Origin of the sequence: Nostoc sp. FACHB-152 (assembly GCF_014697475.1) — a bacterium.
Classification (GTDB): domain Bacteria; phylum Cyanobacteriota; class Cyanobacteriia; order Cyanobacteriales; family Nostocaceae; genus Nostoc_B.
This window is the reverse complement of record NZ_JACJRV010000030.1, coordinates 21260-44737: the sequence shown is the minus strand read 5'-3', so window position 1 is coordinate 44737 and position 23478 is coordinate 21260. Positions and strand designations below refer to the sequence as shown.

Sequence of the window (23478 nt, the reverse complement as noted above, 5' to 3'; positions counted from 1 at the left end):
AGTAGAGAATGGGGAGTAGGGAGTAAGGAGTGGAAGAGATAGGGGAAATATAAATTATTATTCCCTTCTGCCTCCTGCCTCCTGCTATAATTCTTCACCTTGATTTGTATTGTGTGGTGTTTGTTAGGAAAAAAGCATTTAGCCTTCACGCATAGGATAGCTAGTTGCTTGTCACAACAGACAGATACTTTTTGACGGGTAACAAAGACTACTGTAGCTTCACAATCCACAGTAATTAAAAACTGTCTATGTCCTATGTCTGCTTATTCAATTGATACTGCTTTGGCGGAATTAGAAGCCCAGATCAACAGTTGTGAAAAAACTTTGATTAGGTATATAGAGGAAAAAAAAATGACGACAGACAAACCAATGTCGATTAACAAACTTAACAGACGACTGGAACAAAATCCTATAGCAATCGTTGGCATGGCTTCGCTATTTGCGAAGGCCAGAAATTTGCGGGAATATTGGCAAAATATCATTAATAAAATCGATTGTATTACTGATGTTCCTCCCTCCCACTGGAGCGTAGAAGATTATTACGACCCCAACCCCAGAACCCCAGAAGATAAAACTTATTGTAAACGTGGTGGCTTTATTCCAGAGGTTGATTTTAACCCGATGGAATTTGGTATTCCCCCCAGCATTTTAGAAGTAACTGATGTTTCGCAGTTATTAAGTTTGGTCATTGCCAAAGAAGCAATGGAAGATGCTGGTTATGGAGAGTCACGCGAGTTTAGCCGCGAAACTATCGGGGTAGTTCTCGGTGTGGCGATGGCTAAACAGTTGGGAATGCCACTAGCTGCACGGTTAGAGTATCCTATCTGGGAAAAGGTTCTCAAAAGCAGTGGTTTGTCTGACGAAGATACCAAAAAAATCGTTGACAAAATTAAAGCTGCTTACGTCAAGTGGGATGAAAACGCCTTCCCCGGAATGCTGGCTAACGTCGTGGCTGGACGCATTGCCAACCGCTTGAACTTTGGCGGTATCAACTGTGTAGTTGACGCGGCTTGTGCTAGTTCCTTCGGTGCTTTGAAATTAGCTATCAGCGAACTAATCGAACATCGCGCTGACATGATGCTGACTGGTGGTGTGGATACCGACAACACCATCATGGCTTACATCTCCTTCAGCAAAACCCCGGCGGTTTCCCCTAGTGAAAGTGTCAAACCATTCGATGCGAAATCTGATGGGATGATGCTGGGTGAAGGTATTGGGATGATTGTTCTCAAGCGTTTGGAAGATGCTGAAAGAGACAACGATAAAATCTACGCCGTAATTAAAGGTATCGGTACTTCTAGCGATGGCCGCTACAAGAGTATTTATGCACCACGCAAAGAAGGTCAAGTAACTGCCTTACGCCGCGCTTACGAAGATGCTGGTTTCTCTCCTGCTACCGTTGGTCTGATGGAAGCCCACGGTACCGGCACAATGGCTGGCGACCCTACCGAATTTGGTTCTTTAAGAGACTTCTTTGGTGATCACGACCAGAAACGGCAGCACATCGCTTTAGGTAGTGTGAAATCTCAAATCGGACACACCAAAGCGGCTGCGGGTGCGGCAAGTTTAATTAAAACGGCTTTGGCACTGCATCACAAAATTTTACCGCCAACTATTAATATTACTGAGCCGAACCCCAAACTCGACATTAACAACTCGGCATTTTATCTTAATACTGAAACAAGACCTTGGATTCGTCCAGAAGGCGACGCACCAAGACGTGCAGGTGTAAGTTCCTTCGGCTTTGGTGGTACAAACTACCACGTAGTTTTGGAAGAATACGAAGCCGGACAAAATCAGCCTTACCGCATACACAGCACACCCCAAGAAATCCTGCTGTTTGCTGATAACCCAGCGCAACTACTCAGCAAGTGTGAAGCAGATTTATGGAAGTTGCAATCAGAAGGCGGTGAGAGACATTTTTCTCAGTTGGTGCAAGATAGTCAATCACTAGAAATTCCCCAAACTGCTGCGAGAGTTGGGTTTGTCGCTGAAAACCTGCAAGAAGCTTGCAAGTTACTGCAAACCAGCATCGACTGGTTGAAACTCAAAGGTGCAGCCGCATCTTGGGAACATCCTCAAGGTATTTATTACCGCGCCTCCGGGATGGAATTAGGCGGTAAAGTTGTTGCACTGTTCTCTGGTCAAGGTTCCCAATACCTAGAAATGGGTCGGGAATTAGTGATGAACTTCCCTGAGATGCAGCGTTTGCATGGTTTCATGGATAGTTTGTTAATCAAAGATAACTTGCAGCCTCTCTCAGAAATTGTCTTCCCTCGCCCGACATTTGAAGAAGCAGAGAAAAATGCTCAAGTTGCAGCACTGCAACGTACAGAATACGCTCAACCTGCAATTGGTGTATTTAGTGCTGGGTTGTATTCCATCCTGCAAAAAGCTGGTTTCAAATCTGATTTCGTAGCCGGACACAGCTTTGGTGAATTAACAGCATTGTGGGCTGCGGGTGTATTAAGTGAAGCAGATTACTTGTTCTTGGTGAAATCTCGCGGTCAAGCAATGGCAGCGCCAGAAGACCCAGACCACGACGCAGGCACAATGTTGGCTGTCAAAGAAGACATCAACAAAATTGAGCCGATACTGAAGCATTATCCGCAAGTATCAATTGCTAACTTCAATTCTCCGACTCAGGTAGTCTTGGCAGGGCCGACCGCAGAAATCGCTAAAGTGCGCCGGACTTTGCAAGAACACGGCTACGCGGCTGTACAGTTACCTGTTTCTGCGGCTTTCCACACTTCGCTGATTGCGTTTGCACAGAAATCCTTTGCGATCGCTACAAAATCAGTCAAATTCAATACCGCAACAATTCCAGTTTTCAGCAATGTTACTGGCAAGCCTTATCCCCAAGACCCTACGGGAATGCAGCGCATCCTGGAAACTCACCTGGCAAGTTCGGTGTTGTTTAAACAGGAAATTGAGAATATTTACGCGGCTGGTGGTTCTTGCTTTGTGGAATTCGGGCCGAAAAGAATTCTGACTAATTTAGTTAAGGATATTTTAGGCGATCGCCCTCATATTACCATCGCCTTGAATCCTAGCACTCAGAAGAACAGCGATCGTTCTCTGCGAGAAGCAGCAGTACAAATGCGCGTCATTGGGATGCAATTGAAGAATCTTGACCCCTATCAAGTTCAACCTGTACTACCTCCGGCGGAGAAGAAGAAAACCTTAAGTGTGCGTCTCAATGGGATTAACTACGTTTCGGAGAAAACTAGAAACGGTTTCAAGGAAGCGTTGGAGAGTGGACATAAGGTTTCGTTACCTGCTGCGCCTGCACCAGTGGTTAGTGCTACCCCGGAATTTTCTGAAACGAACCGCCAAGAACGGCAAGAAATAAGAGTTTCAGAGAGTTCAGGTGTAAGTTTTCAAGAAATAATCAAACCGGAACCCGCACCTGAAGTTACTTCCATAACAAGTATTACTGAACCAGAAATGAATCCTGCGATCCTTTCTAATCAACTAGCCCAGGAAACTGATATGCCAACACCTGAAAACTTGGTAAATTACCAGCGAATGCTAGAAAGCTTAGAGTACCTGCTGACGCAATTCCAAAAGAATCAATCTGATAACTTACAAACTCACGGTCAGTATCTCAATCATCAGATGGAATACACGAAAGCGTTCTTCCAACTGATGCAGCAGCAAAACGCTTTGTTCGCTAACGCCAAGTCTTCCCAAGAGGTAGCGCAACTGAAGCTAGTGGTTATGGAAGGTGTCGAACGCAGCATGATGCAGTTTCACGCCCAACAAGGTGAAACTCTCCGCATCCATGAGCAATATCTTCTGGAACAGGTGGAATACGCCAAAAACTTCTTTAATCTCATTCAGCAACAATATTCACAGTTGATTGCTGGTGGTGTCACAGTTGAAGCAACCCCAGTCAGTGATACACCCGTACCTGCAACCACTAAAATTGTTGCACCAACCACTCCAGTAGTTGAGCCTGTAGCAAAAAACGGCAATGGTAACGGTCATATTTCTAAACCTGTTGAAACACCAGTCGCACCAGCACCTCAACCTGTAGCAGTTGCACCCGCGCCTGTAATTGAAACACCAGTCGCACCCACACCTCAGCCTGTAGCAGTTGCACCCGCGCCTGTAATCGAAACACCAGTTGTTCCAGTGCCTGTAGTTGAAGCACCTGTTGTTTTTACTCCCACGCCGGTAGTTGAAACACCCGCACCAGTAGTCCAAATTCCTACACCTCAGCCTGTAGCAGTAGTTAGCGTACCTGTTGTAGCTACACCTGCGGTTGATGTCTCTGACTTAGACAAAAACCTGCTGGCAATTATCAGCGATAAAACTGGCTACCCAGTCGAGATGCTCGAATTAGAGATGGATATGGAAGCCGACTTGGGTATTGACTCCATCAAACGAGTTGAAATCTTGGGTGGCTTACAAGAAATGTATCCTAACTTACCCAAGCCCAACTTAGAAGAACTAGCAGAAAAACGCAGCATCGGCGACATCATTACATATCTGCAATCTAATGCTTCGGGAAATCCTAGTGTCGGAGTTGCGGTTTTACCCGCACCAGTCGCACCAGAAATGCCAGTCGCTACTACCATACCTGTAGTTCCTGTAGCACCTGCACCTGAACCAGTAGTAATTGCTGAGACTCCAGTTGTAGAAACTGTAGAAGATACCACTGATTACGCAGATATCGCCCAAACTTTACTAAATATTACCAGCGATAAAACTGGCTACCCAGTCGAGATGCTGGAATTAGAGATGGACATGGAAGCCGACTTAGGTATCGATTCCATCAAACGGGTAGAAATTTTGGGAGCAATGCAAGAAACGTATCCCAACCTACCCAAGCCCAACGTCGAAGACTTAGGTGACTTACGAACCATCGGTCAAATAGTTGAGTATCTGCAACGCCTAGTTGCGGGTGAAAAAAAAAAGCCTGATTCTAACTGGGACTTCCAGCCAGTCCAAGTAATCGATAACGTTGCGCGTCGTCCCGCGCAACTAAAAATCCTCCCGCTACCCGACAGCTTAGAGTTCAGTTTACCAGAGGGACACATCTGCTTAATTACAGATGATGGCTCCCTCACCACCTCCCACGTAGTCCAAACACTGTGCGATCGCGGTTGGAAAGTAGTAGTATTAAACTTCCCCCAAGCTATCATCGCCCAACAAGCACCATTACCTGCTGGTGTAGAACGCATCACCCTCGCAGATATGAGTGAAGAATTACTTCAACACAAATTATCAGCGATCGCAACTAATATTGGTACAATTGGCAGCTTCATTCATATCCATCCCCAGGCTGTAGAACAAGAAAAAGCGATAGTTAAGCACATCTTCTTCGTAGCTAAACACCTGAAGAAATCCCTCACCGAAACCGCTAATTATACTCGCAGTTCTTTCCTGACAGTAGCGCGCTTAGATGGAGCATTTGGGTTAGAGCATAACACCAATTATGGAGCGATCGCAGGTGGTTTATTCGGACTTACCAAAACCCTGAGATGGGAATGGCCAAAAGTATTTGCTCGCTCAATTGATTTGAGTCCGGCGATAGATGCACAAAAATCGGCTGAACATATTATTGCTGAACTGTGCGACTCGAATCTTTATATCAATGAAGTCGCTTATGGTTCCCAAGGGCGAGTTACGTTGAAGGCTTCCATTAAGTAAAGTTTCGCGCAAAGGCGCAGAGGCGCGGAGAAGAGCGCGCGGAATCTTTGAAACTCTCTTTACTTTGTGTCCTTTGCGTCCTTTGCGGTACCCTTCGGGAAGCCACTTCGCGTCTACGTTTAAATAAATTCTCAACTTCAAAATAAATATGACCACAGCAACTCAGGTTCGTTCCTCCTCAGTATTTCTCGTCAGTGGTGGTGCAAAAGGAATCACCTCACTCTGCGTTAAAAAACTCGCACAACAACAACCTTGCACATTTATACTCCTCGGTCGTTCCGAAATTTTAGAAGACGAACCAGACTTCGCCAAAGATTGTTTTGAAGATGCTGCATTAAAAAAACGCATCATGGAAAATCTTCTCGCTCAAGGTGAGAAGCCTACACCCATGAGTGTGCAGAAAATATATAACAAAATTGCTTCCAGCCGCGAAATTAAACAGACAATAGCAGAAATTAGAGCTACAGGCGCGAAAGTTGAATATCTGAGTGCTGATGTGACAAATGTTGCTGAATTACAACAAAAACTAGCAGCCACAGTTGCACGTACTGGCGCAATAACTGGCATTATTCATGGTGCTGGTAACTTAGCTGATAAATTAATTGAAAAGAAAACTGACCAAGACTTTGAAAAAGTTTATACAGCAAAAGTTCAAGGCTTAGAAAATCTACTGAATTGCGTTAACCCCAATCAACTAGAACAATTAGTATTGTTCTCCTCCGTAACTGGATTTTACGGCAACATTGGGCAATCTGATTATGCGATCGCTAACGAAATTCTCAACAAATCAGCCCATCTATTCAAACAAAACCATCCCAATTGTCACGTAGTTGCAATCAACTGGGGCGGTTGGGATAGCGGTATGGTGACACCAGAACTCAAAAAAGCCTTTGCCGAACGCGGAATTGATATCATCCCCGTAGATATTGGCGCACAAATGCTAGTTAATGAACTGCATCCCGCACACCATGACTCTACCCAAGTAGTTATCGGTAGCCCCACAATTCGCCCACCCGCGCCCTTAGATGCAGAACTCAAAAGCTACCGCATTCGTCGCCGCATCGTATTAGAAGCAAATCCCTTTTTATATGATCATGTGATCGCTGGTTCTCCCGTATTACCAGCAACCTGCGCTATGTCTTGGATGATTAATGCTTGTGAAGAATTGCATCCAGGTTATCGCTATTTAAGTTGTAAAGAATTCAAAGTCCTTAAAGGAATTACCTTCGCTAACTCCAATGTCAGCGAACACATTCTCGAAATCCAAGAACTCGCCAAAAGCGAATCTGAATTTGTCGAATTACAAACCACAATCTTAAGTAAAACACCCGAAGGCAAAACTCATTATCACTTCCGCGCCCAAATCAAAATCGTGCGGAAAATGCCAGAAGCCCCAATTTACGAATCAGTAAACTTCACCGAAGATAACATCATCACAGCCACTGGCACAGACTTTTATCAAAAAGATAGCTCCTCATTATTTCACGGAGCAGCATTCCAAAAAATCACCAGAGTCATCAATATTACTCCCGAAAAAATCACCGCAGAATGCTATTGGGCATCAATTTCTGCTCAAAAACAAGGGCAATTTCCTGTTAACTGGCACAACCCATACTCCAACGACTTAAGCACACAACCCTTATGGATTTGGCTCAACCATTTCCATCAAGAAATTTGCTTACCAGGACAACTAACTCACTCCGAACAATTCCGCGCCTTACCTTGCGATGAACCCTTCTACGTTTCCTGCGAAGTCAAAACAAAAACAGCAACAGGCGTAACCGCCGACTACTACATCCACGACCTTGAAGGTAAAATATACTCCCGCATTCTCGGAGCCAAAGCAGTCATTTGGCCTATGAGAATGATGAACAAATAATTAACATATAAACGCAGAGGCTCGCGGAGGTAAACGCAAAGTTACGCGGAGAATTATCTGGGTTTAAAATAGCAATAGTAAACTCATTTCTATTCTCTGTAACTCTCCTCTTCTTTGCGCTCTTTGCGTCCTTCGCGGTTCGTTAAAAAAATACTCTGGGAAAACACACCTTCCCAACTCTCCGCGTCTTTGCGCCTTTGCGCGAAACAAATCCTTTCCACTCCGGGGAACACCGTAAATCCTAAAAGCCCACCCTAACGAGGACAACAACAGTGGAAAAAATAGCCATTATTGGTATATCCTGCCTATTTCCCGACGCGAACAATCCCGAACAATTTTGGCAGAATATCACCGACCAAAAAAGCTCAACCTCAGAAGTTACACTCGCCGAAATTGGCGTTGATCCCACAATATTTTACGACTCTGCTAAAGGCAAACCGGAAAAAATTTATTTCCTCCAAGGTGGATTTATTCGCAACTTTCAATTCGACCCCAGCGAATATAATTTACCACCAACCTTAGTAAACAGCTTAGATAACACCTTTAAATGGTCACTGTACGCAGCAAAACAAGCAGTACAACATAGTGGCTATTTAGGTAATCAAAAAGCCCTCGCCAAATGCGGCGTAATTTTAGGAACTCTCTCCCTACCAACAAAACTTTCCAATCAACTATTATCCCCCATTTATCGCCGCACAATTGATGGTGCGATCGCTCAACTTATCCAAGACCAAGATTTCCATTTAGCAGCCATTCCCCCAACCAGCAAACCATCGCCCTACAACGCGATGATCTCTGGTTTACCAGCCGCCCTCATCGCTCAATCTCTCTCACTATCAGGCACTCATTTCTGTATAGATGCCGCTTGTTCCTCAGCCTTTTACTCCATCAAACTAGCATCGCACTATTTACAGACAGGTAAAGCCGACTTAATGCTGGCTGGGGCAATTAGTTGTTCTGATCCTCTATTCTTACGAATGCTCTTTTCTGGTATTCAAGGATATCCAGAAAACGGCATTAGCCGCCCCCTAGATAAAGCATCACGCGGTTTAGTTACCTCAGAAGGCATCGGTATGGTAGTTCTCAAACGCTACAGTGATGCTGTCAGAGATGGTGATAACATCCTCGCTACTGTTTGCGGTAACGGACTCTCCAACGATGGTAGAGGAAAACACCTACTCAGCCCCAACGCCAAAGGACAAATATTAGCTTACGAACGAGCTTATCAAGAAGCCCAAATCAGCCCAAAAGAAATTGATTATCTAGAGTGTCACGCTACAGGCACACTCTTAGGCGATACCACCGAATGTAATTCTGTCGAAAGCTTTTTTGGTGAACATCAAGCATCACCTTTAGTTGGTTCTGCTAAATCAAACGTCGGACATTTGTTAGTAGGTGCTGGGATGGTGGGCTTAACTAAAGCGATTTACAGCCTGAATCATGGTGTGATTCCACCAACTATTAATGTTGATGAACCCATCGGTGCAGACAATACTGTCATTTCACCCAAAAACATAGTCAAAACAACAACACCTTGGCCTAACAATAATTCAACTAAACGCGTAGCCTTAAGCGCCTTTGGTTTTGGTGGAACTAACTCTCACATTATTTTGGAAAAAACCGCCAAGGACACAAAGTAAAGAGATTTTTGTATGAGTCTACAAAGCTATTTCTCTTCTCTTTGCGCTCTTTGCGCCTTTGCGCGAGACAAAAAAATATCTGTTTAGGTACTCAGTAATGACCCAAGATAATAAAAACAAGATTGCCATTATTGGCATGGATGCCTTCTTTGGCGAATGCAATGGCTTAGATGCTTTTGAACGCAGTATTTATGATGGCAAACAGCATTTCATACCTCTACCCGAAAAAAGATGGTATGGTATCGACACAGAAAAAGATTTACTCCAAGACTACGGCTTATTTGAAGGTAAACCCCCCGTCGGAGCATATATCAAAGACTTTGAAATTGATACTTTAGCCTATAAGATTCCTCCTAACGAAGTCGAAAAAATGAACCCTCAACAGTTATTGCTGTTGAAGGTTGCAGAACGCGCCATCAAAGATGCGAACCTACCAGAAGGCGGAAATGTCGCAGTAATTATTGCGGCTGAAACAGAACTATCTGTCCACCAACTACAGCAAAGATGGGATTTATCTTGGCAAGTCAAAGATGGTTTGAATGCGGCGGAAATTACCTTACCATCGGAAAAGATTACTCAATTAGAAACCATCGTTAAAGATAGCGTTCACCAACAAGTAGAGATTGGTGAATACCTAAGCTATATCGCCAACATCATGGCGAGTCGCATTTCTTCACTATGGAACTTCACCGGGCCTGCTTTCACCCTCACAGCTGTAGAGACTTCGGCTTTCAAAGCTTTGGAAGTCGCACAAATGCTACTAATGACTGGTGAAGCAGACGCAGCCATTGTTGGTGCTGTTGATTTGGCTGGTGGTGTAGAGAATGTGTTGTTACGCAACCAAACAGCCAAGGTTAACACTGGTGTCAATACGTTGAGTTATGACCAAAAAGCCAACGGTTGGAATGTGGGTGAAGGTGCTGGTGTAGTTATTCTCAAACGCTACGATGTGGCGCAGGAAAATGGCGATCGCATTTATGCCACCATTGATGCTATCAGTATCGGACAATCTCTTGTTAACTCAGCTAACGAAGCCTTTCACTGTGCAGGTGTACAACCTTCTCAGGTGAACTATGTAGAGGTTTGCGCTAGTGGTATTCCTCAAGAAGACGAAGCTGAAATCACTGGTTTATTACAAGCATATCCATCGGTAGGTCATGGTTTGCATAGTGCTATCGGTAGCGTCAAAACCAATATCGGACATACTCAAGTAGCTTCGGGAATTGCCAGCTTAATCAAAACAGCGTTGTGTCTTTACTACCGCTATATTCCTGGTACTCCTAACTGGTCTGGTGTGAAAACACCTCAACAATGGGAAGGTAGTCCTTTTTATGTAGCTACAGAATCTCGTCCTTGGTTCTTGGGTAAAGATTCTGATCGTCGGATAGCCGCCATTAATGGTCTTGGTTGTGACGGTACTTTTGCTCATGTGATTATCTCGGAAGACCCTACACAAGAAGAACGCCCTAGCAGATATTTGGAGCAAATGCCATATCATCTGTTCCCGATAACAGCTAACGACAAGGACAGTATTTTTGCGGCTCTAGATAGTCTACAAAAAAGCATTGAAACTAGTTCTTCTTTATCAGAATGTGCAAGTCAAGCTTTTGCTACATACAAAGCTAACCCCCAAGCACAATACGCGATCGCCATTAACGGACGGAACAAAAAAGAGCTTCTCAAAGAAATTGAGTCAGCGCGTAAGGGTGTCAAAACGGCGTTTGAAAAAGGTACAGACTGGCAAACACCTGTAGGTAGTTATTTCACACCCAAGCCTCTCGGAAAGCATGGTGAGATTGCTTATGTGTATCCGGCGGCGGTGAACTCTTATGTAGGTATGGGTCGGAATCTCTTCCGCCTGTTCCCCCGAATCTTCAACGACCACATGGTGAAGAGTCTACACAAGCGGGCGGCGGATGTAGAACGAAGAGTATTTCCCAGAAGTTTGAGTAAGTTATCCCTCAGACAAATAGAGACTTTAGAAAAGCAATTGCTAGATGATTCCCTAGCGATGTTTGAAGCGGAAATGTTCTTTACCAGACTGCTCACCACGGTTATTCGTGATGACTTTCAACTCAAGCCGAAGTATGTATTTGGTTACAGCTTGGGTGAAACGAGCATGATGGTAGCCCAAGGGGTTTGGAGTGATTTCTTTCAAGGTAGTAACTCTTTCAACTCCTCGGCGTTGTTTGGAAATAGGTTATCTGGGCCAAAAAATGCAGTGCGCGAGTTTTGGGGTTTGCCAAATACAGATAATTTAGATAAAAGCTTTTGGGGTAACTTCGTTTTGATGGCTAGTCCTGAACAAGTGCAGGAAGCTATCAAAAACGAGCCGCAAGTTTATCTCACACAAATTAATACACCGGAAGAAGTCTTAATTGCCGGTGAGCCAGCCGCTTGTAAGCGAGTCATTGCCGCCTTGGGTTGTAATTCTTTCGTGGCTCCCTTCGATCACGTTATCCACTGTGAAACGATGCGATCGGAGTATGGGGAGTTAGTTAAATTAAATACTCTACCATCCCAGAATCTAGCAGGTGTTACCTTTTATTCTGCGGCTGAATATCAGCCTATTGTACTAGAGAGTGGTGCGATCGCGCGCAGCATCGCCACCGGACTTTGCCAACAATTAGACTTTCCTCGCCTAGTCAACCGCCTCCACGACGATGGCGCGAGAATCTTCATCGAAGCTGGTGCTGGTGGTGTCTGTTCACGCTGGATTGATAAAATCCTCGAAGATAAAGACCACATTACCGTATCCCTCAACCGTCGGGGTATGGATGACCACACTACTATTGTCAAAGCACTAGCAAAACTTCTCAGCCATCGCGTAGCTGTAGATTTATCACCACTCTACAATCTCACACCCGCGTCCAAACAAAATAAAGCCACCTTACGCACTGTGACTGTCGGTGGTAAATCAATCACCGCTAGTATTTTGACCGAAGAAAACCGCAAACTTTTCCAAGATTTGCCAGGGAAAGCTAAAGGGATTCAAACTGAAAATCTGCATTCAAATATACCATTGCCTGATGAAATTCATATCATCAAATCGCTGCAAGATACACATAAAATCTTAGGCAATGATATTTTGACTCAAAATGCAGAAGTTTCAATGAAAGATATCATTGAACACGGTTTTGCAGCAGCAGAAAAAGTAGAATCTTCTGAGTTAATCGCCACACTGACACAAGCATCTGCTACCAATCAAGATTTAAATACCCTAATCAGAATGCTGGAGTTAAATACCTCTAACTGTCAAAAGCTGAATGCTAATAATGCTCGGACAACGCAAGCACATACAGCTTTTTTACAAGCACGACAAGATTTTAGTAAGCAGATGCGTGAAATCATTCAATTGCAATTAGTTTGCGCGGAAGATTTGCTCAAAGAATAAGCTTGAATGCACGTTACCTCATGGTTTAAGGATAAAGATTTAACACACTTTATTCTTAAACCTTTCCTAAATTTAAAAAGTTCCCGCAGAGGCACAGAGACACAGAAGTAAAGAGAATTAAATGCAAAATATATCACTCAAAATATCTCTCAAACTCCGCGTCTTTGCGTCTCTGCGTGAGATAAAAAAACCAGATAAATCCGAGAGATAACTACTGTGACTACCTTCGATATGCCACTCAGCACCCAAGATAATGGCTTAAAATTCCCTACCTATACCTACAATCATAATCTTGTTTGGAAAGGTAATTTAGAAACAATATCTTTTGAACAGCAAGCTATCAAAGATAAATTACTGCTATTAGATCAACCTTGCTATATTGTTAAAATTGCAGGTAAAGTAGGTGTCACAAATGAAGGATATTTATATCCTGCTGATAATGGCACAACTTCCCAAATAGAATTAATAAGTTCAATCGCACCAATTTCTCTACAACAGTTAGGCGACCCTAGTTTTCTCTCTTGTTATGGCGTGAAATATGCCTATATGACTGGTGCAATGGCTGGTGGTATCGCCTCAGAAGAACTGGTCATTGCTTTAGGAAAAGAGAAAATTTTAGGTTCTTTTGGTGCAGGTGGTTTACCTCCAGAAAGAATAGAATCAGCAATTCAACAAATTCAACAAGCTTTACCGAATGGCCCTTACGCTTTCAATTTAATTCACAGTCCTAATGATATGGCGATTGAACGCCGGGCTGTGGATTTATATATAAAATATGGTGTGAAGGTTGTGGAAGCTTCAGCATTCTTAGATTTAACTCCCAACATTGTTTATTACCGTGTTGCTGGGTTAAGTTTAAATGCTGCTAATCAAATGGAAATTAAAAACAAAGTTATTGCTAAAATTTCTCGCCGGGAAGTTGCGATTAAATTTATGCAGCCAGCACCAACTAAACTTGTAAAAGAATTAGTTGAACAAGGTTTAATTACTGAGTTGCAAGCAAAATTGGCTGAAAAAGTGCCAATGGCTGATGATATTACTGTGGAAGCTGATTCTGGTGGACATACTGATAACCGTCCTTTGATTTGTTTGCTTCCTTCTCTAATAGCTTTAAGGGATGAAATTCAAACTAAATATCATTATTTCCAACCAATTAGAGTTGGTGCAGCCGGGGGAATTGCCACCCCAGAATCAACCTTAGCAGCTTTGATGATGGGTGCTGCTTATGTAGTTACTGGTTCTATCAATCAAGCTTGTGTTGAATCTGGTGCTTGTGAGCATACTAAAAAACTATTGGCGCAAGCGGAAATGGCTGATGTGACTATGGCTCCCGCAGGCGATATGTTTGAAATGGGTGTGAAAGTACAAGTGCTGAAACGGGGTACGATGTTCCCGATGCGAGCGCAAAAATTGTATGAATTGTACCGCACTTATAACTCAATTGAAGAAATTCCTGCGGCAGAAAGGGAGAAGTTAGAAAAACAAGTTTTCCGAAAAACTATTGCTGAAGCTTGGGAAGGAACGGCTGCTTATTTATCACAGAAAAATCCTGAAAAATTGGGTAAAGCTGTGAATAATCCTAAGTTGAAGATGGCTTTGATTTTCCGTTGGTATTTAGGCTTATCTTCTCGTTGGTCAACTGCTGGTGAAAAAGGTCGAGAAGTTGATTATCAAATTTGGTGCGGCCCGGCAATGGGCGGTTTTAATGATTGGGTGCGTGGTTCTTATTTAGCTGAACCACAAAATCGCACAGTTGTAGATGTTGCTGACCATATTATGAAGGGCGCGGCATTTTTATATCGCATCCAAAATTTAAAAATTCAAGGTTTGCAAATACCCGATTACTACACTCAGTATCGTCCAGAATGTCAATAATTTTAAGAGGTAACAATGTCTTATAGCGCAGCAGATATTCAAGCGTGGATGGTGTCTCACCTAGCTGAGTTACTGGGTGTAGAAGCTGATGAAGTTGATATCCACGAAAATCTAGAAAACTACGGGTTAGACTCAGCACAAGCAATGACTCTGGTAAGTAAGTTAGAGGAATTGCTGGGTTTTCAACCATCACCTTTGTTGTTGTGGCATTATCCAAATATTGCATCTTTGTCAGAGCGTTTAGCTGAGGAATTAGTAGAACAATCTGATGGGCAGGATACAGGGATTGTAAAACAAACAGGTGGGAATGCGATCGCTGAAATCCCCACTCTCGATTTACAAGCCGAAGTAGTTCTCGACCCAACAATTCATCCTGGTGGTGCTGTTTACACACCTATCGACAAACCCAAGAAAATCTTCTTGACAGGTTCCACGGGCTTTTTAGGCGCATTCATCATCCGGGAACTGCTAGAACAAACTGATGCAGAACTTTACTGCTTGGTACGTGCTGCTAATTTACAAGATGGTAAAAACAAGCTGCAAAAGAACCTGGAACAGTATGGAATTGGTCAGGATGAGTTAGATCCTCGCATTATTCCCGTCATTGGTGATTTGTCTCAACCTTTGTTAGGGCTTGGCGCAGAACTATTCCAAGCTTTAGCTACCAACATTGACACCATCTATCACAGTGGTGCTTTGTTGAACTACGTTTATCCTTACTCAGCACTGAAAACCGCTAACGTTTTAGGTACTCAAGAAATATTGCGCTTGGCTTGTCAAATCAAGGTCAAGCCTTTACATTACGTTTCTAGCGTGGCTGTATTTGAATCACCTTATTACGCGGGTAAGGTGGTGAAAGAAGATGATGACTTTAGCCACTGGGAAGGTATTTTCCTTGGTTACTCGCAAACAAAATGGGTAGCTGAGAAGTTGGTGAAAATAGCAAGCGATCGCGGTTTACCTGTTACAATCCACAGACCACCATTAATCGCCGGAGACAGTCAAACAGGTATCGGTAATACCCACGACTTCATCAACTTAATGGTCAAAGGTTGTCTACAAATGGGTTGCTTTCCAGATGTGGAATATATGTTGGATATGTCGCCTGTAGACTATGTGAGCAAAGCTATTGTCTATCTGTCCATGCAGCCAGAATCGATAGGTAAAGCTTTCCACTTACAACATCCCAATCCTGTTTCTTTAAAGGTATTAGTTGACTGGGTTAGTTCTTTTGGTTATCCCGTACAAATGCTACCTTACGATGAATGGCAAGATGAGTTAATTAGAAATGCTGCTTCACCAGATAATCCTTTATACACCCTACGACCATTCTTGTTAGAACGCTGGTCTGAAGAACAACTCACCATTCCTGATTTGTATCTGCAAGCTAGAAGACCAACAATTAGCTGTGAAGCAACAGTAAAAGCCTTAGCAGGTAGTTCTATTTCTTGTCCGCCAATCGATTCTAAGTTGTTTATGACCTACACAGCTTATTTAATCGAAAGCGGTTTCTTGAGTGTTGCTTTGTAATAATTTACAATTGATCAGATGACTAAAACCCAGTTTCGATAAGAAACTGGGTTTTAGCCTTAGAGATAAACCGAAAAACTTTACATTGATAATATTCTCTGCTTTAAATATAAATTATAAAGAATTTATATTATGTTGATTTTCTATTAATAAACTAGCTGCCTAATTAAGAATATCAATAAATTTTTGGCGTTTTTATGAGGAAGAAATATAATTTTATGTCATTACAAGCCTTACTGAATATAGATTACAGATTTTTTTATTTCACTATTAACTTTATGTAAAATTATCTGAAATAGCATATTTATATAGTAATAAATACTTAATTTCAATACTTTGATTTAAAGTAGTCATATTACTGATGTAAATTCGCCCAGCAAAAAATACATTAGTTTAACCATCAAAATTGGCGCAATTTTTAATTGTGCTTTTGAACTAATGTACCTTATGAAATATTTTTCGGAAAACTTTTTTGAACAACTATTTGACTTTGAAGAATTAGACCGGACAGTAGCTGCATCAATCCGTCTAGCTGTACGTAACCCTACTTCGTTATATCTCTTTTTCCAACGTTATACATATTTTAACGGCTACGTATCTTCAATGATTCCTCGGCTTGTTAGTTCAATCGCCATATCACGTTATTTGTTCAACGATCCTCATATATCTGTGGTTGAAGAAGCAGACCGGGGTATGCAAATTGCTGCCAAAGTTATGGTAGCAGCAGCCGATGAAGGAGCTTACGGAGCATCACACCGTTCTTTAGCTCAAGCTACATTGAAGGCAGTAGGTAATTATGCAGGGCTGCTTCCCGAACAACGTAATCAATTTTCTCTAATTCCTCCTTGGCTAAATGAAATTATCGATGCTGTAATTTCTGGTTATCAAGGAACTCCTGGTGATATAGCTTCTTTAATTCGAGCAATAGGATTTCATTCGGCTTCTGAAATCTTGGGTGATCTCGAATATAAGCTACTAGACAAGATTATTCGTTATGAACACCAGGGAATCGGATTTGATCAGTACCTCAGACAAGAAGCTTCTCCTGTCACCATTGATGGTCATCGATATGATCCTTGGTGTTACGTCTTAATTCATAGCAAGCATGAAGGTTCTGGTGCCGAGATACAGCATTTTGAGTGTGCTTTGGAAGCTTTAAATATGTTATTTCCCTACCGACCTGAATTAGAACATCAAAAAATTATGGAGTGGGTACTTGAGGGTTTTCAAGCTTTTGTGAGCTTACAGCAGTGTTTGTTTAGAGAAATTTATCGTGAATGTTTGGAACTGATTCAGACTTTTGAGCCAGTGAACTTGGTGTCAGCTTAAAAGCAAATTTTTAATTATCCTTTTAATTTGTATGGTCACTACTGTGAAATCTGTTGACCTGAACACTCATCTTGATCAACAGAAACCTCTTTGGAATGCCATTGCTATTGTTTATACTTTCTTGGGCTACATAGCAGGCATTGGGCTTTTCATTCCATCTACAGTTTGGTTAAATGCTTTGGGCGTTGTGCTGCTAACTCACAGCTTGATTTTTTCTGCATACCTAGCTCATGAGTTTATGCATAACACTATTTTTAAACAGCGTCGTTGGAATGTCATTTTTGGTACAGCAATGTTGTGGCTCAACGGAGGATGTTATTACGGTTTTCAAGCTCTCACCCTCCAACATATTGCCCATCATCTTGACCGAGTAGATGTGTTTACTTTTGATATTCTTGCTGCTCTCCAAAAATTACCTCGTCTGGTACGTCTAGGTATTTTGGTATTAGAGTGGTTTTACTTTCCTGTTCTCGCCTTCTGGACACGTTGGCGATATATTACCGCTCCGTGGTGGAATGTGGAGCTTCGTCAAGAGCGATCGCGGATGATCAGCATTCTTGCCATTAGGGGTACACTCTTTGTTTTACTGGGGTTATTTGCGTTCAAAGCGTTATTACTTTACAGCTTTTCTTATATTGGGATGATCACGGTGCTACGCTGGATGGATGCCTTTCAGCATACTTACGAAGCTTTTCCGCCAGGCGCACCTTTGCCAAAACGCGATCGCACTTATGAACAAGCAAATACCTTTTCAAATTTACTCTCCCGTCGTCACTTTTGGTTAAATCTGCTGTTACTGAATTTTGGTTATCACAACACTCATCATGCAGTGATGATATGCCCTTGGCACAGCTTACATCAATTAGATAGAAACCTTTCTAATAGTAATGAAGTTTATTACATTCCCCTTTTGCAACAACTGATCAATTACCATCAATTTCGCATCACTCGCCTATTAGCTGGAGTTGGAAAAGTTGTTAATGAAAATGGCAAACCCAACCTCGATCAATTCTATGGTGCGATTGAAGTTTCATTTCTGACTTTGTATTGACATTTTGTTCAAACAGAGTGTATCTGCCGATAGCAAACAGTAATTTTTTTCAGGGTAATTCAATATGGCTGGCTGGCAAGCGACAATCGGTGTAGTTGCAGGTTTTCTTTCCATACTCTGCTTTGTCCCTTACATTGTCACGATTTTGCAGGGTAAAACTAAACCCAACAGAGCAACTTGGTGGATATGGGTAATTTTGAGTACTGTAATTAGTGCCAGTTATTATTCTAGTGGTGCTGGCAACACAATTTGGCTTCCTGTATGTGGTGGAATTGGTCAATTAATCGTTGCTATTCTATCTCTTAAGCACGGAGAGGGAGGTTGGAGCCGTTTTGATCGGTTGTGTCTTTTGGGTGTTGGTATCAGTCTATTGCTTTGGTGGCAGTTCAATTCACCCTTAATTGCACTTTTGTTGAATATATTGATTGATTTTTTGGGCGCATTACCCACAATTAAGAAGTCTTACTATGAACCACAGACAGAAAATTTACTCACTTGGATTTTGTATTTAGCAGCTAGTACACTTAATCTTTTCGCTATTGAATCTTGGTCGTTTACTCTTTCAGCTTTTCCACTCTACATCTTTTTTATCAATACAACTATTGTTATCTTCCTCCTTCGCAATAAGTTACAGGCTTATAACCTTAAAAAACATAGAATATTGAAGAAAATTAATTTTATGTAATTTCTAAATAATCAAATTAATTTAAAAACATGAATTAGGAGAAGTTTAAACACTTCTGCAAGTTATCAATTAAATTTCATGCTCTTATAAATGATTGCTAATCAAGTCTCCCAAAAATCTCAAAAATTATCACTCCGCTTAATTCTAATCTTACCTTTTGTTTTGCAAATCTTTGCAGCTGTGGGGCTGACTGGATACCTTTCCCTAAGAAATGGGCAGAAAGCGGTTAATGATCTGGCAGGTAAGTTGCGATCTGAAGTCAGCGAACGCGTAGATGAGCATTTAGATAGTTATATGGCAAATCCGCGTAACCTGCTCGAAAATGATTGGAATACTATCGACACAGGCTTGTTAAATGTAGAAGATACAAAAAAATTAGGATATCATTTCTGGCGGCAGCTTCAGACATTTAACGTAGGGTATATAATTTACGGTTTCAATTCTGGTAAATTTCTTGCCAGTGGTTATTTTGATGACAAACAAATTACTATAGATGAAATTTCTCCAGAAATTCATAGTAATAATCATCTCTTCATTCATGGAACAGATAATCAGGGAAAGCGTACTAAAATTGTCGCTGAATATGTAGACTCTCAGTTTAAAAAAGAAGGTTGGTATTCAGAAGCAGTTAAAAAAGGTAAGCCTACTTGGACTTCAGTTTATAACTGGGAAGTCGCTCCATACCATTTATGTATTGCTACTAGTCGTCCCGTTTTTGATAAAACCGGAAAGTTTCATGGTGTAATTGCAGTTGAACAAAGGCTTTCACAAATTAGTCATTTCTTGCGTCAGTTGAAAGTTGGTAATTCTGGAAAAATTTTTATCATGGAGCGTAATGGACTTTTAATTGGCAGTTCTGCTACTGAAAAGCCATTCACGGTTATGAATGGCAAACCTATTCGTTTAAAAGGAAAAAACAGCAAAGACGAGCTAATTCAAGCTACTACCAAATACATCGCCAACAATTTTGGTGAACTCGGAAAGATTAAAAAGTCTACACAGATTGACTTTTTAGTAAATGGTAAGCGTCAATTTGTTCAGGTGAGTCCTTGGACAAATAATTTAGGAATAGATTGGCTAATAGTTATTGTTGTGCCTGAAGCTGACTTTATGGCTCAGATCCATGCCAATACTAAAATAACAATTATGTTGTGTCTGTTAGCTTTGGGATTAGCAATTATTTTAGGATTTTATACATCTCATTGGATTACACAACCAATCCTGCAACTGAGTCAGGCTTCAGAAGCGATCGCTAATGGCAAACTGGATCAAAAAGTTCAAGAATTCCAGGTGAGAGAACTTAGTATTCTTGCCAAATCTTTCAACCAGATGGCAACACAATTGCAAGAATCTTTTACCGAATTATCTAAAACTAATGAAGAACTAGAAATTCGAGTTGAAGAGCGTACTAAAGAACTTAAGCAAGCTAAGGAAAATGCTGATAGTGCCAATAAAGCCAAAAGCGAATTTTTGGCTAACATGAGCCATGAATTACGTACACCTCTTAACGGTATTTTAGGTTACGCACAAATCCTCCAAGGATCAAAAAATATAATGGAGAAAGAGCGCAAAGGTATTAATATTATTAACCAATGTGCTTCTCATCTTCTGACGCTGATTACAGATATTCTCGACCTTTCCAAAATAGAAGCTCGGAAATTAGAATTACATCCAACACAGTTTCATTTTGCCTCATTTCTTCAAAATGTTGCTGAAATTTGTCGCATTAAGGCTGAACAAAAGGGTGTAGAATTTGTATACAAATATGATGAAAATTTGCCCATTGCTATCGAAGCAGATGAAAAAAGATTACGTCAAGTTTTGATTAATTTATTAAGTAATGCCATCAAATTTACTGATAACGGCAGAGTAAGTTTTAAGGTAAATGTAATTATTCCTCAACCTAACCCAGTAACAAATAAAAAAGATACAAGATTTACTTCAACAATTGATACAATCCGCTTCCAAGTAGAAGATACTGGCATAGGGATGGATAGTGAAGAATTAGAAAAAATATTTTTACCATTTGAGCAGGTTGGTAGTATTAAAAAGCAATCAGAAGGAACTGGATTAGGATTAACTATCACTCAAAAAATTCTTGAATTAATGGGTAGTAATTTGGTAGTGCAAAGTCAAGTAGGCAAGGGCAGCATTTTTTGCTTTGAATTAAAAATAGCCAAAGCCAAGGAATGGATTAGCATATCTAAAAACTTACCAACAAGAAATATTATTGGTTATCAAGGTAAGAAACGAAAAATATTAATAGTGGATAATGTTGTAGAAAATCGCTCGTTATTTGTCAGTCTTTTAGAGGGGTTGGGTTTTGAACTGGTAGAAGCAGAAAATGGCAAAGATGGTTTAGGAAAGCTCATTGAGTTCCAACCTGATTTAATTGTTACTAATATTTCTATGCCAGTAATGGATGGTTATCAAATGTTATTTCATTTACGAAATTTGCCAGATTTTCAGAATATTAAGGTTATAGTTTCATCAACTCGTGTATTTGATGATGATAAGCAAAAAAGTTTTGCAGCAGGGGCAGATGATTTCCTTCCTAAACCTGTGCAATTGTTTGAACTGCTAGAAAAATTACAGAAATATTTATATTTAGAATGGATTTATGAAGAAAACCATCGAGATTTAGTAACTTCTGCTAATATCAGAAATCTTGGCAACCAAAATGATAAAATTTTAGCATTAACAAATGAATCCGACATAATTCTTCCACCAATTGAGGAATTGGCACATTTAAAAGAATTAGCTTTAAAAGGTCGGATTAAAGCTATTCACAAGCAATTAGAAAAAATAGAAAATATGGATGAAAAATATATTGCTTTTGTTAAATATGTTAATCAATTGGCTCAAAGCTTTCAAATAAAAAAAATTAGAGATTTCCTAGAAAGAGTTTCTAATATTAATTAATTTTTAATTACATTTATTAATCGCAACTTTAATCATATTCAGGGTAGATTTGTGCAGACTTCAGAAACAAATTTAATATTAATTGTAGATGATACCCCTACAAACTTAGAGGTACTTTCAGAAGCTTTAACAGATGCTGGTTTTGAAGTTGCAGTTGCAACTAGCGGAGAAATTGCCATCGAGCAAGTTGAATACGATCCACCAGACCTGATTTTGTTGGATGTTATGATGCCTGGAATTGATGGATTTGAGACTTGCTACCGACTTAAGCAAAATCCTCTGACAAAAGATATTCCAGTCATTTTTATGACTGCTCTTAGCGATACAGTAGATAAGGTTAAAGGTCTTGCTTTAGGTGCTGTTGATTATATAACCAAGCCTTTTCAGCAAGCAGAGGTGTTAGCTCGTATCCAAATTCATGTGAATTTGCGAAACTTGAATTTAGCATTAGAAGAGAAAAATATCCGTCTACAACAAGAAATTAAAGAACGTACGATCGCAGAAGCAGCTTTACAGCAGTTAACTCAAGAATTAGAGCAAAGGGTAGCACAAAGAACACAAGAACTTGCTCAAACGTTACACAACTTGCAAACAACTCAAGTTCAGCTTGTACAGAAAGAAAAATTAGCTACATTAGGTCAGCTAGTTGCTGGTATAGCTCACGAAATCAACAATCCAGTTAACTTTGTACACGCAAATATTTATTATATAAATAAATATACTCAGAGCTTGCTACAACTATTGCAGCTTTATCAAAATCAGTTTCCCCAGCCCACGCCAGAGATTTTAGCTAAGGCAGAGGAAATAGATCTGCAATATTTGATCGAAGACTTACCTAAAATCCTCTCATCTATAGAAGTTGGAACTGAACGGATTTGCGGCATTGTGAAATCTCTTCGTAGTTTCTCCCGTCATGACGAAGCCGAAGTCAAAGTTGTAGATATTCATGAGGGTATAGAAAGCACACTGATGCTTCTTCGCAACAACCTCAAGCCCAACTCCAACCATCCAGAAATTCAGCTAGTAAAGAAATATAGTAGCTTACCTAAAGTGGAGTGTTATCCGGGAAAAATCAACCAAGTTTTTATGAATATTCTGAGCAATGCCATTGATGCTTTAACAGAGATGAGGGAAAAGGATCGCCCTGATTACGGATCGCCCATGATTCAGATTCATACAGATATTGTGGGCAGCGATCGCATTATCATTAGAATCACTGACAATGGCCCAGGAATCCCAGAAAATATTCAACAACGTGTGTTTGACCCCTTTTTTACAACTAAACCTGCGGGTAAAGGTACTGGGTTGGGTATGTCAATCAGTGATCAGATTGTCACCGAACTACATCATGGTTCATTGCAGTGCATTTCCAATCCAGGAAAAGGCGCAGAATTTGTTATTGAAATTCCTATTCAGCAGCCACGGGTTTGTCGTTTAAGCTTATTTAATCAAAAACTTTTGACCGCTTCAGTACCTTCTATGTTAAATATTTAAACAATACTAGTCTCATGGCGG

11 protein-coding genes are annotated in these 23478 nt (G+C 40.9%); all 11 read left to right on the top strand.

The genetic code is table 11. The features are described 5' to 3' along the window. The first annotated feature begins 255 nt into the window (after window positions 1–255). The 11 genes from H6G76_RS19675 (at window position 256) to H6G76_RS19625 (ending at window position 23457) form a co-directional block, all read left to right on the top strand. Window positions 256–5658 carry a type I polyketide synthase gene (locus H6G76_RS19675; RefSeq protein WP_190704258.1) on the top strand — a complete coding sequence of 1801 codons (5403 nt, stop codon included), beginning with the start codon at window positions 256–258 and terminating at the stop codon, window positions 5656–5658. Between the two features lie 148 nt (window positions 5659–5806). Next, window positions 5807–7537, top strand: coding sequence for an SDR family NAD(P)-dependent oxidoreductase (locus H6G76_RS19670; RefSeq protein ID WP_190704254.1), 1731 nt, complete (start codon window positions 5807–5809; stop codon window positions 7535–7537). 272 nt (window positions 7538–7809) lie between these two features. Continuing rightward, window positions 7810–9177, top strand: a complete 1368-nt coding sequence (locus H6G76_RS19665) for a polyketide synthase (protein WP_190704252.1) — start codon at window positions 7810–7812, stop codon at window positions 9175–9177. A gap of 97 nt (window positions 9178–9274) precedes the next feature. Continuing rightward, window positions 9275–12571: a type I polyketide synthase gene (locus H6G76_RS19660; protein ID WP_190704249.1), complete on the top strand. Its 3297-nt coding sequence runs from the start codon at window positions 9275–9277 to the stop codon at window positions 12569–12571. Window positions 12572–12802: 231 nt separating this feature from the next. Beyond that, entirely contained in the window at window positions 12803–14446 is a 1644-nt protein-coding gene (locus tag H6G76_RS19655; protein ID WP_190704341.1) for a PfaD family polyunsaturated fatty acid/polyketide biosynthesis protein, read from the top strand. A 15-nt stretch (window positions 14447–14461) separates the two neighbouring features. After that, on the top strand, window positions 14462–15976 hold the full coding sequence (locus H6G76_RS19650) for a thioester reductase domain-containing protein (protein WP_190704246.1): 1515 nt from the start codon (window positions 14462–14464) through the stop codon (window positions 15974–15976). Window positions 15977–16423: 447 nt separating this feature from the next. After that, complete coding sequence (locus H6G76_RS19645; RefSeq protein ID WP_190704245.1) at window positions 16424–17305, top strand: hypothetical protein; 882 nt, start codon at window positions 16424–16426, stop codon at window positions 17303–17305. Window positions 17306–17336: 31 nt separating this feature from the next. Further along, window positions 17337–18356 (top strand): fatty acid desaturase, encoded by a 1020-nt coding sequence (locus H6G76_RS19640; RefSeq protein WP_190704242.1) that lies wholly within the window; start codon window positions 17337–17339, stop codon window positions 18354–18356. A gap of 64 nt (window positions 18357–18420) precedes the next feature. Continuing rightward, a complete protein-coding gene (locus H6G76_RS19635) occupies window positions 18421–19041 on the top strand; it encodes a hypothetical protein (protein WP_190704240.1) in 621 nt (206 codons plus the stop codon). A gap of 90 nt (window positions 19042–19131) precedes the next feature. Then, window positions 19132–21963, top strand: a complete 2832-nt coding sequence (locus H6G76_RS19630; protein ID WP_190704237.1) for a hybrid sensor histidine kinase/response regulator — start codon at window positions 19132–19134, stop codon at window positions 21961–21963. Between the two features lie 51 nt (window positions 21964–22014). Further along, window positions 22015–23457 carry a response regulator gene (locus H6G76_RS19625; RefSeq protein ID WP_190704234.1) on the top strand — a complete coding sequence of 481 codons (1443 nt, stop codon included), beginning with the start codon at window positions 22015–22017 and terminating at the stop codon, window positions 23455–23457. The last annotated feature ends 21 nt before the right edge of the window (window positions 23458–23478 follow it).

What these genes read in the sequence shown, in the direction of transcription:
- H6G76_RS19675 (WP_190704258.1), top strand. Translation starts at nt 256, where the DNA reads ATGTCTGCTTATTCAATTGATACTGCTTTGGCGGAATTAGAAGCCCAG.
- H6G76_RS19670 (WP_190704254.1), top strand. Translation starts at nt 5,807, where the DNA reads ATGACCACAGCAACTCAGGTTCGTTCCTCCTCAGTATTTCTCGTCAGT.
- H6G76_RS19660 (WP_190704249.1), top strand. Translation starts at nt 9,275, where the DNA reads ATGACCCAAGATAATAAAAACAAGATTGCCATTATTGGCATGGATGCC.
- H6G76_RS19655 (WP_190704341.1), top strand. Translation starts at nt 12,803, where the DNA reads ATGCCACTCAGCACCCAAGATAATGGCTTAAAATTCCCTACCTATACC.
- H6G76_RS19650 (WP_190704246.1), top strand. Translation starts at nt 14,462, where the DNA reads ATGTCTTATAGCGCAGCAGATATTCAAGCGTGGATGGTGTCTCACCTA.
- H6G76_RS19645 (WP_190704245.1), top strand. Translation starts at nt 16,424, where the DNA reads ATGAAATATTTTTCGGAAAACTTTTTTGAACAACTATTTGACTTTGAA.
- H6G76_RS19640 (WP_190704242.1), top strand. Translation starts at nt 17,337, where the DNA reads ATGGTCACTACTGTGAAATCTGTTGACCTGAACACTCATCTTGATCAA.
- H6G76_RS19635 (WP_190704240.1), top strand. Translation starts at nt 18,421, where the DNA reads ATGGCTGGCTGGCAAGCGACAATCGGTGTAGTTGCAGGTTTTCTTTCC.
- H6G76_RS19630 (WP_190704237.1), top strand. Translation starts at nt 19,132, where the DNA reads ATGATTGCTAATCAAGTCTCCCAAAAATCTCAAAAATTATCACTCCGC.